The 16287-nt window shown below is 70.4% G+C and carries 3 protein-coding genes (1 of these 3 running past the window's edge); all 3 read right to left on the reverse strand.

The features are described 5' to 3' along the window. Tightly spaced (each overlapping or abutting the next), the 3 genes in view from DK389_RS16140 to DK389_RS32485 form a layout consistent with a single transcriptional unit that may run on beyond the window. Positions 1 to 14142 (reverse strand): Ig-like domain-containing protein, encoded by a 14142-nt coding sequence (locus DK389_RS16140; RefSeq protein ID WP_109891075.1) that lies wholly within the window; start codon positions 14140 to 14142, stop codon positions 1 to 3. After that, a complete protein-coding gene (locus tag DK389_RS16145) occupies positions 14139 to 15380 on the reverse strand; it encodes a hypothetical protein (protein WP_109891077.1) in 1242 nt (413 codons plus the stop codon). The genes DK389_RS16140 and DK389_RS16145 overlap by 4 nt, the downstream gene beginning before the upstream one ends. After that, positions 15278 to 16287, reverse strand: the 3' end of a protein-coding gene (locus DK389_RS32485; RefSeq protein ID WP_162560682.1) for a hypothetical protein. The gene runs 3124 nt beyond the window's last position; the window shows 1010 of its 4134 coding nt (coding positions 3125–4134); its start codon lies off the right edge, out of view; its stop codon occupies positions 15278 to 15280. Before DK389_RS32485 ends, DK389_RS16145 begins: the two co-directional genes overlap by 103 nt.

The following is a 16287-nucleotide window of genomic DNA, read 5'->3' on the forward strand; positions in this document are numbered from 1 at the left end:
TCAGACCAGCTGCCCGCCCTGCTCGATCTGCCCGAGGTGAACACTGTGCGCCTCAGCGCTGTCGGTGAGCAGCACAGCCAGATCCGCCCGCGAGGTTCCGCGATTGAGTAGGTCGGTCCAATAGGCACGTCCCCCTGCATCCGCGTGGCGGCCCAACGCGTTCACGTAGAGGGCGTCCACGTAGTCGCTGTTGCTCATGCTGCCGTACTTCGACACGTTCTCTGGCGTCCCGAGGAAGGCCCGCGCGAGGTCACTCAATGAGCCGCCACGCTTGAGCTGGTCCGTCCAGAACTGCAGGCCGCCGGCATCGGGCGCGCGGTTGAGCATGGTGTAGTAGAGCCGCGCCACGTCGGAGGCCTGCTTGTCGGGCACGAAGAGGCCAGCGTCGAAGGCAGGCCTCAAGCTGCTCACGTGCTCGTCCGAGAAGACGAAGCCGAGGGCCACGTCGATGCGGGTCGCGCCGCGGTCGAGCTGGCCTGCCCAGTAGTCGAGACCGGCGCTGTCGGCCTGACGGTGCAGGGTTGCCTGGTAGAGCTGCTGGACGAAGTCGCGGTTGCCGAGCGCGCCCGCTCGCGCCTGTCCCTCCGGCGAGGAGAGCAGGAGCTGGCCGAGATCGCGGGGCGAGGCGCCCTTGGCGATCTGATCCGCCCAGTACTCGAGCCCAAGCGTGTCGGGAGCCCGGCCGAGCAGGCCCGAGTACAGGGCGTAGACCGCACCGCCGCCGCTGTGCACGTCCTGCGTCAGCGTGCCGAATTCCGGGCTGGGCGGTGTCTGATCGACGTGGAAGGCCAGCGGCGCGGAGGCGGCGCTGCTGTTGCCGGCCGCGTCGACCGCTTTGGCGGTGAGGCTGTAGTCGGTGCCATCGACCAGGCTGAATGGCTTGGTCCACATGCCCGCGGCGTCCGCCACGACGGTGCCCGCGACGGCCACACCGGCGTTGAACAGCGTCACCACCGTGCCGGCCTCGGCCTGTCCGCTCACCGTGAGCGTGCTGGCACTCGTCTGAGCCGGCATGCTGGTCGTGATGACCGGCGCCGTCGGGGCTGTGCGGTCGGCATGGAAGCTGAGTGCGGCGGAGGCCGCGCTCGCATTTCCGGCCGCGTCGGTGGCCGTGGCGGTGAGGCTGTAGTCGGCCCCGTCGGTCAAACTGACCGGCTTGCTCCAGGCGCCGCCAGCGTCCGCCACGACGGTGCCAGCGAGGGCCGCGCCGTTGTTGAGCACCGTGACCGTGCTGCCGGCTTCCGCCATGCCGCTGATCGTCAGGGTAGCGGCGTTCGTCTGGCCGCCCGGCACGCTTGTGCTGATCACCGGAGCGGCCGGCGCTGTCCGGTCGACGTGGAAAGCGAGCGCGGGCGAGGCGGCGCTGGTGTTGCCGACGGTGTCAGTGGCCTTGGCGGTGAGGCTGTAGTCGGCCCCGTCGATCAAACTGACCGGCTTGCTCCAGGCGCCGGACGAACCCACGACGACAGTGCCGGGGAGGGCGGTGCCAGCGTTGAACAGCGTGATCGTGGATCCCGCTTCCGCGGTACCGCTGATCGTCAACGTGCTGGCACTCGTCTGCCCACCGCGCACGCTCGTCGTGATCACCGGGGCCGCTGGGGCCGTGCGGTCGACGTGGAAGCTGAGAGCGGGTGAGGCGGCGCTGACGTTGCCGGCTGCATCTGCGGCCCGCGCCGTCAAGCTATAGTCGGTCCCGTCGACGAGGCTGAGCACCTGGCTCCAACGGCCGGACGCGTCCGCCACGACGGTGCCGGGGAGCGATGCGCCGCTGTTGAGAAGCGTGACCGTGCTGCCGGCTTCCGCCGTGCCGCTGATCGTCAGCGTGCTGGCGTTCGTCTGCCCACCCGCCACCGTCGTGGTGATCGCGGGCGTCGCCGGCGCGATCCGGTCGACGTGGAAGGCGAGCGCGGCCGAGGCGGAGCTGGTGTTGCCCGCCGCGTCCGTCGCGGTGGCGGTGAGGCTGTAATCGGCCCCGTCCGCCAGGCTGATCTGCTTGCTCCACGCACCGAGCGCATCGGCCACCACCGGGCCGGCGAGGGCCGTCCCGCTGTTGAACAGCGTGATCGTGGTGCCGGCCTCGGCCGTGCCGCTGATCGTCACGGCGGCCGCATTCGTCTGGGCCGGCACGTGCGTGGCGATGACCGGCACAGCGGGTGCCGTGCGGTCGACGTGGAAGATCAGCGGCGCGGTGGCGAGGCTGAGGTTGCCGGCTGCGTCGGTGGCCTTGGCGGTGAGGCTGTAGTCGGCCCCGTCCGTCAGCGCCACCTGCTTGCTCCACGCGCCGTTCGCGTCCGCCACCACCGAGCCCGCGAGCGCGACGCCGTTGTTGAGCAGCGTCACCGTGCTGCCCGTCTCTGCCGTGCCGCTCACCGTCAGCGTGCTGGCGCTCGTCTCACCCGGCAGGCTCGTGGTGATCACCGGCGCGAGGGGCGCTGTGCGATCGTCGTGGAAGGCGAGCGCGGCCGAGACAGCGCTGCTGTTGCCGGCCGCGTCCGCGGCAACCGCCGTGAGACTGTAATCGACCCCGTCCGTCAGGGTGACCGGCTTGCTCCAGAGGCCCGAGCCATCCGCCACGACGGTCCCGGCGAGGGCGACACCGTTGTTGAAGAGCGTCACCGTGCTGCCGGCTTCTGCCGTACCGCTGACCGTCAGAGTCGCGGCGTTCGTCTGGCCACCCGGCACGATCGTGGTGATGATTGGGGTCGCGAGGGCCGTGCCCGTGACATGGAAGGCGAGGGGGGGCGAGGCGGCACTGCTGTTGCCGGCCGCGTCGGTCGCCTGAGCGGTCAGGCTGTAGTCGGTGCCGCTGGCCAGGGTGACGACTCGGCTCCACGCGCCGGAGGCATCGGCGACCACCGTCCCGGCGAGCGCCACCCCGTTGTTGAGGAGCGTGATCGTGGATCCCGCCTCTGCCGAGCCGCTGATCGTCAGCGTGCGGACGCTCGTCTGTCCACCCGTCACCGTCGTGGTGATCGCGGGGGCCGCTGGGGCCGTACGGTCGGCGTGGAAGCTGAGAGCGGCCGAGGCGGCACTGGTGTTGCCGGCCGCGTCCGTGGCCTTGGCGGTGAGGCTGTAATCGGCGCCGTCCGTCAGCGTCACCGACGCGCTCCAGACGCCGGAGGCATTCGCCGCGATAGGACCGGCGAGCGCCGCGCCGTTGTTGAACAGCGTGATCGTCGCGCCGGCCTCGGCCGTGCCGCTGAGCGTCAGCACGGATGCATTCGTCTGTCCGCCGGACACGGCCGTGACGATGATCGGCGTCGCGGGTGCGGTCCGATCGGCGTGGAAGGTGAGGGCGCCGGACACCGCGCTCGTGTTGCCGGCCGCGTCGGTGGTTGCGGCGGTGAGGCTGTAATCGGCCCCGTCCGCCAGGCTGATCACCGTGCTCCAGACGCCGGAGCCGTCCGCCACGACGGTGCCACCGAGGGCGACGCCGGTGTTGAACAGCGTGACGGTGGCGCCCGCCTCGGCCGTGCCGCCGACCGTCAGCGTGCTGGCGCTCGTCTGGGCCGGAACGCCCGTGGTGATGACCGGAGCGGTGGGGGCAACGCGATCGACGTGGAAGCTGAGCGGGGCCGAGGCTGTGCCGGTGTTGCCGGCCGCGTCCGTGGCCTTGGCGGTGAGGCTGTAATCGGACCCATCGCTCAGCGTCACCGCCTTGCTCCAGGCGCCGGACGCGTCCGCGGTCACCGTGCCGGCGAGCGCCACACTGCCGTTGAACAGCGTCACGGTGGCGCCGGCCTCGGCCGTACCGCTGACCGTCAGAGTCGCGGCGTTCGTCTGGCCACCTGGCACGATCGTGGTGATGACCGGAGCGGTGGGGGCAGTACGATCATCGTGGATAGCGAGGGGGCTGGAGGCCACGCTCGTGTTGCCGGCCGCGTCGGCGGCCTTGGCCGTGAGGCTGTAGTCGGACCCGTCCGTCAGGTTGATCACCTTGCTCCAGAGGCCGGAGCTGTCTGCCACGACGGTGCCCGAGAGAGCGACGCCGTTGCTGAACAGCGTGATCCTGGACCCAACCTCGGCCGTGCCGCTGACCGTCAGCGCGCTGGCATTCGTCTGCCCACCCGGCACGCTCGTGGTGATGACGGGGGCTGTCGGTGCCGTGCGATCGTCGCGGAAGACGAGAGCTGTGGACGCGCCGCTGGTGTTGCCGGCCGCGTCGGTGGCCTTGGCGGTGAGGTTGTAGTCGGCTCCGTCGGTGAGGCTGATCGACGTGCTCCACACACCGCCGGAATCCGCCACCACCGCGCCGGCGAGTGCCACACCGGAGTTGAACAGCGTCACGGTGGCGCCGGCCTCGGCCGTGCCGCTGACCGTCAGCGCGCTGGCGTTCGTCTGCCCACCCGCCACGCTCGTTGTGATCACCGGCGCGGCCGGTGCCGTCCGGTCAACGCTCACGACGACGCTCGTCTGGGCGTCGATCACCGGCGACGCCACACCGTCATCCACGCTGATCGTGAACGAGCTGGTCACCGGCGCGGAGGTGTCGGGCTGCGCGGGCGTGAACACGAGAGCCCGCAGAGCGGCCGTCAGGTCAGCGGCGGAGCCGGAGAGAGTGTAGACGCCGGCCTGCGCATCCCAGGTGCCAGCGCCGAGGTTCGACAGGACACCCGCGCCCGGCTGATCGAGGCGCACGGTCAGGGTGAGTGTCTGTGCGGGCGCGTCGTCGTCGGCGATCACCGCTTGCGTGAAGGGGCTGATCGCTCCTGCGCCGGCGTCGGCCTGGTTCGCCTGCGTGCCAGAGATCGTCGGCGGCGCATTGCGTACCGTGATGGTCACCACGCCCTGGCTGACGCCGAGCTTGCCGTCACTCACCTCGAACACGAAGCTGTCCTGCCCGGCGAAGTGGAGGCCGGATAGGTACTGCACCGTGCCGGTCGCGGGATCGATCGCCCCCAGCGTGCCGTGAGCCGGGCCCTGTACGATGCGATAGCTCAGCGGATCACCGTCCGCGTCGCTCGCCGGCAGGGCAATGCTGACGGGCGCGAGGGCCGTCGTCGCGACGACCGGGTTGCCGGCGACCGGCGCGCGGTTGGCGCGGCGATCGACCGTGAAGGTCGTCACGAAATTGTCGCCGCCCTGGCCGTCGGCGTTGCCGTCGAGCACGTTGCCGGCGGTGTCCCGCAGGGCGCGCGTCCCGGAGATGCTGAGCCGGTAGCTGCCGTCCGCGAGCGGGCCGGTCAGGAGGCTGAGCGTGATCTGCTGCGAGCCCGCGCTGTAGCTCGGCGCGAGTGCGATCGCGACGTCGTCGCTCGTGTCGAACACGCCGTCGCGTCCCGCACCCACCAGGCTGAAATTCGCCGGGCTGCGCGCGCTCGCGATGTCGAGGGCCTCGCTCGCGCTCAGCACGATCGACGAGAAGGCGGCCGCCGTCGTGCCGCCGTTCGCCGGCAGGCTCGTCGCCGTGATGGTGGGCGCCGCCGCGTCGCTCGAGGCGCCCGCGAACTCGATCGCGCCGATATCCGCGATGCTGAACCCGGATCCGAACGGCGCGTTGGCCGTGTCCGGATCGTCGTGCCGTCCCTGGCCGTAGAAGTCCGTGGCGGGCGCCAGGTCGGGGTTGCCGGCATCGATCCCGGACGCGCGCGCGCGCAGGCTGAAATCGTCGTCCGCGCCCCCGCCGAGGGCGCCGTCGAGACCGCCCAGCACGTTGTCGGCGCCGTTGATGTCGGTGAAGAGCGGATCGGCGCTGAGCGAGTGCGCGTCGAGGCCGGTCGCGCCCTGCCACGCCTGCAGGTCGCCGTCGGACTGGCCCGCGAGCTCGCCGATGGCGGCCGCGGTATTCGGCCCCCGGTAGAAGAGGTTGTAGTCGCTCTGGATCCCGGCCGCGGAAGCGGCGTCGAGCGAGAGGATACGGCCGAGATCGGCCGCGAAGATGTTGTTGGCGATCGTGACGTTCTGGACGGACGCGCCGAAATGCACCGACACGCCGACCGACTGGTAGAAGGTGTTGTTGACGAGGCTGAGGCTGTCGCTCCGCGCGATATTCAGCCCGAAGTTCGAATTGGCGTAGATGGTGTTGTTCTTGATCTCGGCGGTGATGCCGACGATGCCGCTGCTGAGGCCGGTGGCGTTCGAGTAGATCTGGTTGCCCAGGACCAGGCCGTTGCCGATCACCAGGCCGGTCGTGTTGCCAAACACCCGGTTGCCGATCGCCTGCGCGCCGGTGTTGTAGCCGAACTCGATGCCGGTGCCGTTGGCAAAGACCGTGTTGGCCGCGACCGTCGTCTTCTCGCCCGCGAAGATGCCGTCGCCGGCGTTGTCGTGCACGCTGTTGGCGCTGACCAGGCCGCCAAAGGCCTGGAGGCCGGTCGCGTTGTTGTGGACGTCGTTGCCGCGCAGCTCGGCGTTGGTGGCCTGGATGCCGACATAGGTGCTGCCCGAGACCTCCGAGTTGCGGATCAGGCCGCCCTGCAGCGCGCTCACGCCGAGGTAGAAGTTCTTCACCCGGACTTGGTCGAGGTCGAGCTTGGCGCTGCGGCTGAACACGCCGGTGCTGCCGTTGTTGTTGGTCGGATCGCTGATCGTGACGTTCTGCACCAGCACGGCCGCGCTCGTGCTCTCGACGTCGAGGCCGGTCTGGCTCACGCCCGAGATCTGGCTGTCGCGCACCGTCAGGCCGGTTGAGCCGGTGGAGCCGGCCTCGACCAGGATGCCGGTCTGGCCGCCCTTCAGCACCAGGTTGGCCAGGGTCAGGTTGTCGGCGTCGCGCAGGTCGAACACGGCCGAGCCCGGGCTGGTGATGCCGCGGTCGAGCACGGTCGAACCATTGCTGGTGCCCTGGATGCGCAGGCCGTGGCCGGCGCTGGTCGCGTCGCGGGCATCGACCACGATGTTGGTGGTCAGGTTGTAGGTGCCGGCATCGACGTAGATCACGTCGTCCGCGCCCGGATGGTAGGCGTTGAGCAATGCCTGCAGGCTCGCCATCGGGCTGTCGGCGGACTTGCCCGTGTTCAGGTCGTTGCCGATTGCGGTGGCGTACTGGTCGCCCGCCGTCGAGGCGTCGTTCACGTAGTAGACGTGGCCGGCATTGGCGATCCGGACCGGGCTCGTCTGCGCGCTCACCCCCGCCTCGACCGCAGTCAGGCGCAGCTGCACGCTCTGGTCGGTGTAGGAGGCGTCCGGCGTCCAGCTGTAGCTGCCGTCGCCGTAGCGCCCCGCACTCAGGCCCGAGGCCAGGGTCGACCAGGTCGCGCCGCCGTCGCGCGAGACGTCGAGGCGCAGGCTCGGCGCGGACAGGCCGGCCGCGTTCGCCCGCACCAGCTCGAGGCCCGAGACGATGGCCTGACCTTGCGCGTTGCGGAAGCTGACCTGCAGGCCCTCGCCCTGAGCGAGCGTGACCGGCAGGTCGAGGGTGATCGCCTTGAGCGGGCCGCCCGCCTGCTGGACCACGTCGAAGTGGCTGACCACCACCACGCCGTTGACCAGGATGTCGAAGCTGCGCTGGCCCGCCTGCATGTAGAGGTAGGGCTCCACGAAGTGCAGGCGCAGCGTGTAGCTGCCGTCCGGCACGGCCAGGCTGTAGCCGAAGCTGTCGCCCGCGGTGGCCGAGTTGGACTGCAGGGCGTGCTGGTAGAGCGCGGCCGGGCCCGTGTTCGGGTTCGTCAGATCGACCGGGTCCGTGAGCGTGTAGGCGGAGGCCGCGAAGGAGCTGCCCGTCCGGTAGGCGGCGTCGCCGACCCAGCGACCCTGGCTGGCGGTCAGGAGCGGATCCGCGCTGCCGGCGGCCAGCAGCACCACGGGCTCGCTCGGCAGCAGGCCGGTCGTGTGCCAGCCGATCTGCACGGCCTGGCCGACCATCAGCTTGTCGAACGGGGCCGGCCCGGTCAGCTGCACGCTCTGGGCCGGGCTGGCGATGGCCGCACCGGTGTTGCCGTCCGCGCCGATGTCGGCGCGGTTGCCGCTCGCGCTCTCGCCGAAATACGGCAGGGCGAGGCTGCCGGCGTCGCGCGCCGGCGAGGCCGCCTGCAGGTGGAGGTTGTCGTCCGCGCCGTGATCGCCCCCGGCCGCCGTGTAGCCGAGCTGCCCGTCCGCGCCGGCGGGCGCCACGAAGAGCGGGTCGCCCACGAGCGAGTGGCCGTCGCGGCCGGTGCCGAAGTACCAGGCGGGCAGGCTGGCGTAGCTGACGCCGCCCCAGGCGGCGATCCGCGCGCTGGCGTCGCGCAGGTCGAGCAGGTTGTTGTCGCTCGTCGGGCCGGCGCCGGCCGTGTCGGCGAGGCTCAGATAGGTGGTGTTGGCGCCCAGCGAGACGATGTTGCTGTCGAGGATTGCGCCCGAGCCCTGGCCCGCGAAGGCGATGGCGGTGCCGGTGGTCTGGTAGAAGGTGTTCTCGACCAGGTGCAGGCTGATGCTGTTGTTGTTGCCGTTGGTGGTCAGCCGGAGGCCGTAGTCGGTGTTGGCGTAGATGGTGTTGTTCTTGATCTCGGCGGTGATGCCGACGATGCCGCTGCTGAGGCCGGTGGCGTTCGAGTAGATCTGGTTGCCCAGGACCAGGCCGTTGCCGATCACCAGGCCGGTCGTGTTGCCAAACACCCGGTTGCCGATCGCCTGCGCGCCGGTGTTGTAGCCGAACTCGATGCCGGTGCCGTTGGCAAAGACCGTGTTGGCCGCGACCGTCGTCTTCTCGCCCGCGAAGATGCCGTCGCCGGCGTTGTCGTGCACGCTGTTGGCGCTGACCAGGCCGCCAAAGGCCTGGAGGCCGGTCGCGTTGTTGTGGACGTCGTTGCCGCGCAGCTCGGCGTTGGTGGCCTGGATGCCGACATAGGTGCTGCCCGAGACCTCCGAGTTGCGGATCAGGCCGCCCTGCAGCGCGCTCACGCCGAGGTAGAAGTTCTTCACCCGGACTTGGTCGAGGTCGAGCTTGGCGCTGCGGCTGAACACGCCGGTGCTGCCGTTGTTGTTGGTCGGATCGCTGATCGTGACGTTCTGCACCAGCACGGCCGCGCTCGTGCTCTCGACGTCGAGGCCGGTCTGGCTCACGCCCGAGATCTGGCTGTCGCGCACCGTCAGGCCGGTTGAGCCGGTGGAGCCGGCCTCGACCAGGATGCCGGTCTGGCCGCCCTTCAGCACCAGGTTGGCCAGGGTCAGGTTGTCGGCGTCGCGCAGGTCGAACACGGCCGAGCCCGGGCTGGTGATGCCGCGGTCGAGCACGGTCGAACCATTGCTGGTGCCCTGGATGCGCAGGCCGTGGCCGGCGCTGGTCGCGTCGCGGGCATCGACCACGATGTTGGTGGTCAGGTTGTAGGTGCCGGCATCGACGTAGATCACGTCGTCCGCGCCCGGATGGTAGGCGTTGAGCAATGCCTGCAGGCTCGCCATCGGGCTGTCGGCGGACTTGCCCGTGTTCAGGTCGTTGCCGATTGCGGTGGCGTACTGGTCGCCCGCCGTCGAGGCGTCGTTCACGTAGTAGACGTGGCCGGCATTGGCGATCCGGACCGGGCTCGTCTGCGCGCTCACCCCCGCCTCGACCGCAGTCAGGCGCAGCTGCACGCTCTGGTCGGTGTAGGAGGCGTCCGGCGTCCAGCTGTAGCTGCCGTCGCCGTAGCGCCCCGCACTCAGGCCCGAGGCCAGGGTCGACCAGGTCGCGCCGCCGTCGCGCGAGACGTCGAGGCGCAGGCTCGGCGCGGACAGGCCGGCCGCGTTCGCCCGCACCAGCTCGAGGCCCGAGACGATGGCCTGACCTTGCGCGTTGCGGAAGCTGACCTGCAGGCCCTCGCCCTGAGCGAGCGTGACCGGCAGGTCGAGGGTGATCGCCTTGAGCGGGCCGCCCGCCTGCTGGACCACGTCGAAGTGGCTGACCACCACCACGCCGTTGACCAGGATGTCGAAGCTGCGCTGGCCCGCCTGCATGTAGAGGTAGGGCTCCACGAAGTGCAGGCGCAGCGTGTAGCTGCCGTCCGGCACGGCCAGGCTGTAGCCGAAGCTGTCGCCCGCGGTGGCCGAGTTGGACTGCAGGGCGTGCTGGTAGAGCGCGGCCGGGCCCGTGTTCGGGTTCGTCAGATCGACCGGGTCCGTGAGCGTGTAGGCGGAGGCCGCGAAGGAGCTGCCCGTCCGGTAGGCGGCGTCGCCGACCCAGCGACCCTGGCTGGCGGTCAGGAGCGGATCCGCGCTGCCGGCGGCCAGCAGCACCACGGGCTCGCTCGGCAGCAGGCCGGTCGTGTGCCAGCCGATCTGCACGGCCTGGCCGACCATCAGCTTGTCGAACGGGGCCGGCCCGGTCAGCTGCACGCTCTGGGCCGGGCTGGCGATGGCCGCACCGGTGTTGCCGTCCGCGCCGATGTCGGCGCGGTTGCCGCTCGCGCTCTCGCCGAAATACGGCAGGGCGAGGCTGCCGGCGTCGCGCGCCGGCGAGGCCGCCTGCAGGTGGAGGTTGTCGTCCGCGCCGTGATCGCCCCCGGCCGCCGTGTAGCCGAGCTGCCCGTCCGCGCCGGCGGGCGCCACGAAGAGCGGGTCGCCCACGAGCGAGTGGCCGTCGCGGCCGGTGCCGAAGTACCAGGCGGGCAGGCTGGCGTAGCTGACGCCGCCCCAGGCGGCGATCCGCGCGCTGGCGTCGCGCAGGTCGAGCAGGTTGTTGTCGCTCGTCGGGCCGGCGCCGGCCGTGTCGGCGAGGCTCAGATAGGTGGTGTTGGCGCCCAGCGAGACGATGTTGCTGTCGAGGATTGCGCCCGAGCCCTGGCCCGCGAAGGCGATGGCGGTGCCGGTGGTCTGGTAGAAGGTGTTCTCGACCAGGTGCAGGCTGATGCTGTTGTTGTTGCCGTTGGTGGTCAGCCGGAGGCCGTAGTCGGTGTTGGCGTAGATGGTGTTGTTCTTGATCTCGGCGGTGATGCCGACGATGCCGCTGCTGAGGCCGGTGGCGTTCGAGTAGATCTGGTTGCCCAGGACCAGGCCGTTGCCGATCACCAGGCCGGTCGTGTTGCCAAACACCCGGTTGCCGATCGCCTGCGCGCCGGTGTTGTAGCCGAACTCGATGCCGGTGCCGTTGGCAAAGACCGTGTTGGCCGCGACCGTCGTCTTCTCGCCCGCGAAGATGCCGTCGCCGGCGTTGTCGTGCACGCTGTTGGCGCTGACCAGGCCGCCAAAGGCCTGGAGGCCGGTCGCGTTGTTGTGGACGTCGTTGCCGCGCAGCTCGGCGTTGGTGGCCTGGATGCCGACATAGGTGCTGCCCGAGACCTCCGAGTTGCGGATCAGGCCGCCCTGCAGCGCGCTCACGCCGAGGTAGAAGTTCTTCACCCGGACTTGGTCGAGGTCGAGCTTGGCGCTGCGGCTGAACACGCCGGTGCTGCCGTTGTTGTTGGTCGGATCGCTGATCGTGACGTTCTGCACCAGCACGGCCGCGCTCGTGCTCTCGACGTCGAGGCCGGTCTGGCTCACGCCCGAGATCTGGCTGTCGCGCACCGTCAGGCCGGTTGAGCCGGTGGAGCCGGCCTCGACCAGGATGCCGGTCTGGCCGCCCTTCAGCACCAGGTTGGCCAGGGTCAGGTTGTCGGCGTCGCGCAGGTCGAACACGGCCGAGCCCGGGCTGGTGATGCCGCGGTCGAGCACGGTCGAACCATTGCTGGTGCCCTGGATGCGCAGGCCGTGGCCGGCGCTGGTCGCGTCGCGGGCATCGACCACGATGTTGGTGGTCAGGTTGTAGGTGCCGGCATCGACGTAGATCACGTCGTCCGCGCCCGGATGGTAGGCGTTGAGCAATGCCTGCAGGCTCGCCATCGGATGATCCGCCGAGAGACCATCGTTGGCGTCGCTCCCGAGCGCCGTGCTGAACTCGTCACCCGCCAAGGAGGCGTCGTTCACGTAGTAGGCCGTGATCCGCGGCACGATCGCGAAGGCGTGCTGGCTCAATCCCGAGACCGAACCGTCGGAGGCGCTCACGCGGATGTAGTACTGGCTGCCCGGCTGCAGTGCGGACGGATCGAGCGTCCAACTGAACGTGCCGGTGTTGGCCACGCCCTGCGCGATCGTCTGGAACGTGCTCCGATCCGTCGTGAGGCTGATGTCGACGCTGCCCGTGATCCCGGCCGACTGCCAGGTGATCTGCGCGGTGCGCCCGAGCTGCAGCTGCGCGCCGGCGACCGGCGCCGTCACCGTGACGTAGGTGGCCGCGCTGCGCGAGGCCTCCGCCGTGCCGCCGAAGGTGCCGAGATCCCGGAAACCGCCATTCGGTGCTGCCTCCGCGCCGACCGGATCCGTCGGATCCGCCCGGTCGATCGCGGGCGACTGCACGGCGTCCGCGCTGACCGGCGTAGACCGGAACAGGGGGCGGCGGCTGAGCGCGTCGAAGACGGGCGCGAGGCCGGATCCTTTCGGGCTGCCGCTCAGGCTCTGCAGGTGGAAGTCGTCGTCGCGCCCGTCTTGGCTGGCCGAGACGTAGCCGAGGACGCCGTCGCTGCCCGCCGGCGACACGAAGGCCGGATCCTCCGAGAGGCTGTGGGCATCGGTGAGCGTGGCGCTCTGCCACTGCGCCAGAGCGGTCCGGGCCGCGCCCTGCCAGGTGCCGACGCTGCCGGTGCCCGTCGGCGTGACCCACAGGAGGTTGTAGTCGCTGGTGACTTGGGTCTGGCTGAGATCATCGATCAGGAGACCGGTGCCATCCTCGACCACGACGATGTTGTTCTTGAGACGCGCGGCCGAATTCTCGATCCGCACCGCGGCGCCGGTCAGCTGGTAGAGCGTGTTGTTGGTGAGGCTGACGTCGCTGTTGAGCGCCGCGATCCCGTAGGCGGCGTTCGCGTAGACGAGGTTGTTCGCGAGCGTCCCGGAGCCGAGGAAGATCCGGATTCCGCCGACATTCGCGTAGACGACGTTCTGGGCGGCCGAGCCGCCGACGAGATCGATGCCGAGGCCCGCATTCGCGTAGACGCGGTTCGTCGTGACCATCGCGCCGAAGGCGCCGGAGATCCCGATCGCGTTACCGAACACCACGTTGCCCGTGGCCAGGTCGCCGTTGCCCAGGACGATGCCGGTCTGGGCGTTGCCGTAGACGCTGCTGTTGGCGAGCGCGCCCCCGCCCGAGAGCGTCACACCGTGGCCGCCGTTGTCGTGCACGATGAGACCGGTACCCGCCCCCGCGACGCCGCCCCCGACGAGGGCTTGGCTGTTGCCGAGCACGACGCCGCCGAAGCCGTTGTGGCTCACCTCGCCGCCGTCGATGCGGGTCTGACCGGTGTTCGTAGCGTTCAGGCCATAATGGGCATTGTCGTGGCTCGTCAGGTTCGCGAGCACGGCGAGCGGGCCGGTCACGGCGAGGCCGTCGCCGGCGCTGCCCGAGACCGCGATGTCGCTCAGCGTGATCCCGCTGTCGGTGCCGAGGGCCTCGATCCGGATCGCCGCGTCCGAGCCGCCGACGGCCGTGACATTCGTCAGCGTCAGATGGTCCGAGCCACCGTGAACCCAGAGCTGGCGCACCAGGCCACCGCTGAGCTTGAGATTGCTCAACGTGACGTAGTTCGCGTCGTTGATCTCGACGAGGTGATCGAACCGGGCGCCGGCGGCGGGCGCCAGCACCGCGACCCCGCCCACCGGCCCCACGATCGCGAAGCCCTGGTCCTGCCCGAGCCCGCCGAGATTCTGCGAGCCCGAGATCCGCAGCGGCGCGTTCAGCGCGTACTGCCCCGCCGCGAGGCTGAGCGTCCCGCCGGCGCCGAGGTCGTACTCCCGCAGGGCCGTGACCGGGTTCGGCAGCGGCGCGTCCGCGCTCTTGCCCGTGTGGCGGTTGCTGCCGGCCGGCCCCGCGTCGACGTAGACGGTGCTGCTGTTCTCCGGGATCGCGAAGGTCTCGACGCTGCGATCCACCACCGCGGGGTTCGAGACGAGGGACAGCTGGATGCGCAGGCCCTTGGTGCCGTACCCGATGCCGCTCTCGGCCGGTGTCCAGATGAAGCGGCCGGTGTCGGGCGCCTGGGTCGTGATCGTCTTGAGGAGAGCCGGTCCCTGCGGCGTGTCCTGGTAGAGGTCGATCCGCACCGCCGAGCCGCTGGCGTTGCCGACACTCTGCCACAGGATCTCGTGCGGCTTCGTATCCTCCCAGTTCACGTAGAGGTCGGGCGACTTGAGGACGAGGCGCGGCCCGGCGGTCGCCACGCCCACGGCCTGCTGCAGGGCCCCGGCCGCGAAGGTTGCGTCGTGCGAGACGACGCTCACGAAGGCCCGGTGAGGCCGAAGCTGTTGGTAAAGGTGCCGTTCGCGGTATCCGCCTCGAAGGTCAGGATAGCGGTGCGCGCGCCGGTCGGGATGTCGAGCCGGTCGCCCACGAGCTGCCAGCGGCCGGCCGCCTCATCGGCCACCACGGTGCGCGTGGCCAGAAGTGCGCCGCCCTGATCGTAGAAACTCAGATTGAGCGAGCCCTGACCGGTTCCGTCCGACGCGATGCGGCCGCCGAAGAGGAGCTGCAGCGGCTGGCCGCCGCCCATGCGGTCGATCTGATCGGCCGTGAGGCCGGCCGCGATCAGGTCGATCTGCTGGCGGGCGAAGCTCGAGGGCAGCTGCGCCGCCTGCAGGTAGGACGGCACCGTCGGGCTGCTCGTCGTCACCGCGCTCGCCCCGCCGCTGACCACCCAGCCCGACAGGCCGCTGTCGAACCGCGGATTGGCGAGGAGATTGCCGGCGCTCTGCGCCGTGTCGCGCAGGGCGAAGGGACTGCCCGCGTCGAGGCTGAGATTGCTGGTGCGCTGGCCCGCGACCAGGCCGACGAGCTGGTAATCGTCCTGCCCGCGGTCGACGAAGGGGGCTGCGCTGAGCTCGGGATTGATCGCCGTGCGGCCGACCGAGTGCAGGTCGAACCGAGCGAGATCCACCTGCCAGTCGAGGATGTCGGTGTAGTCCTTCGCCCAGTGCACGAGACGGCCACCCGCCTCCGCGTGCAGGGTGTTGTAGTCGCTGAAGAACCCAATCTGGCTGTCGTCGGCGACGTAGAGGTCGTAGCCTGTGCCCACCCAGAGAAGGCTCGACAGGATCTCGGCGTCGCGGGCGCCGCTCTCGACGCGCACGGCGTCACCCTCGGGCGCGTAGATCGTGTTGGCGGCCGCGCGCACGCCCGACACACCGGAGATCTCGAGGCCGACCTGCGTGTTCTTGTAGATCAAATTGCCGATGACGGGCTGATCGGCCGTCGCCGCGACACCGGTGCCGTTGTAGCCGATGCGGTTGTACTGGATCGCGCCCGTGAAGGCCTGGACACCGACGCCGTTGCGCAGGATCTCGTTCGCTTGCCCGAGGCTCACGCCCCCGAGCGTCCCGGCGCCCGAGACGCCGACCCCGTTGTCGGTGACGCTCTGGTTCAGCATGAGGCCGTGCAGATCCACGCCGAGGGCGTTGTCGTGGATGCGGTTCGGCTGCGTCCCGGCCTGAGCCCCGAGGGCGGCGGCCGGGTCGCTGACCATGACCCGCACCCCGGTCGTGTTCCCGAAGATCTCGTTGTCGCCGACGCTCGCGGCCGCGCCGTAGCGCAGGCCGAGGCCCGAGCCGGTGAGCGTGTTCGCGCGGATCGCCCCCGAGAACGCTGCCGCGATGTCGAGGCCGACAGCCCCGAGATCCGGTTGTGGCTGATCGTGCCGTCCGAGGCCGAGACGATCTGCATCGCCGTGCCCGAAGCGTTCGTGATCGTGTTGCCGGTGAGCAGCAGGGCGGACGCCTCAGCGATCGTCAGCCCGCCCCCGACCGCGCTGTCGCGCAGGCTGAGATGATCGGCACCGCTGATCGTCACCGCAGCGAGGTTCAGGTTCTGCAGGGTGAGACCGCTGACCGCGCCGATGGTCCAGGCGCCGGTGAACACCGCCCCGGGACTGCCGATGATGGTCACGCCCGACGCGGCGGCCGCGACGGTGATCGGGGCCGCGTACGAGCCGGGCGCCACGTAGATCACGCTGCCCGCCGTCAGGCTGCCGCCCGACAGAAGGGCCTGGAGTTCGCCCGCGCTCGCGACCTGATAGGTCGGGCGTGCGGCAAGGTCGTTACCGATGATGTGCAGGCTCGGGCCGGCCGAGACATCCGACCAGCCGAGATACACGCGCCCATCGGCCCCAACCGTCGCGGATAAGCCGTCGAGCAGGGCCGGAGCGGTCGCGGCGGGGAGCGTGCCCCGCACGAAGCCGGTCCCGTTCCAGATCGCGGTCTGGAGGAGGATCGACTGATCTTGGCCGCCCTCGGCCTGCCAGGTGAGAACGGCGCTGCCGCCCTGCGCGGCGAGCTGCGGGGCTGCCACGGTGAGGCTCGACTCCAGCGTGCCGAGATCGCTCCAGGCCCCGTTCGCGTAGGCCGCGGCCCGCAGACCGCGCCCGTCGCCCTCCG

It is taken from the genome of Methylobacterium durans (genome assembly GCF_003173715.1).
GTDB classification, from domain to species: Bacteria; Pseudomonadota; Alphaproteobacteria; order Rhizobiales; family Beijerinckiaceae; genus Methylobacterium; species Methylobacterium durans.

Bases quoted from the DNA above. Each gene is read 5' to 3' on its own strand.
- DK389_RS16145 (WP_109891077.1), bottom strand. From the start codon at position 15,380: ATGGTCAGCGACCCGGCCGCCGCCCTCGGGGCTCAGGCCGGGACGCAG.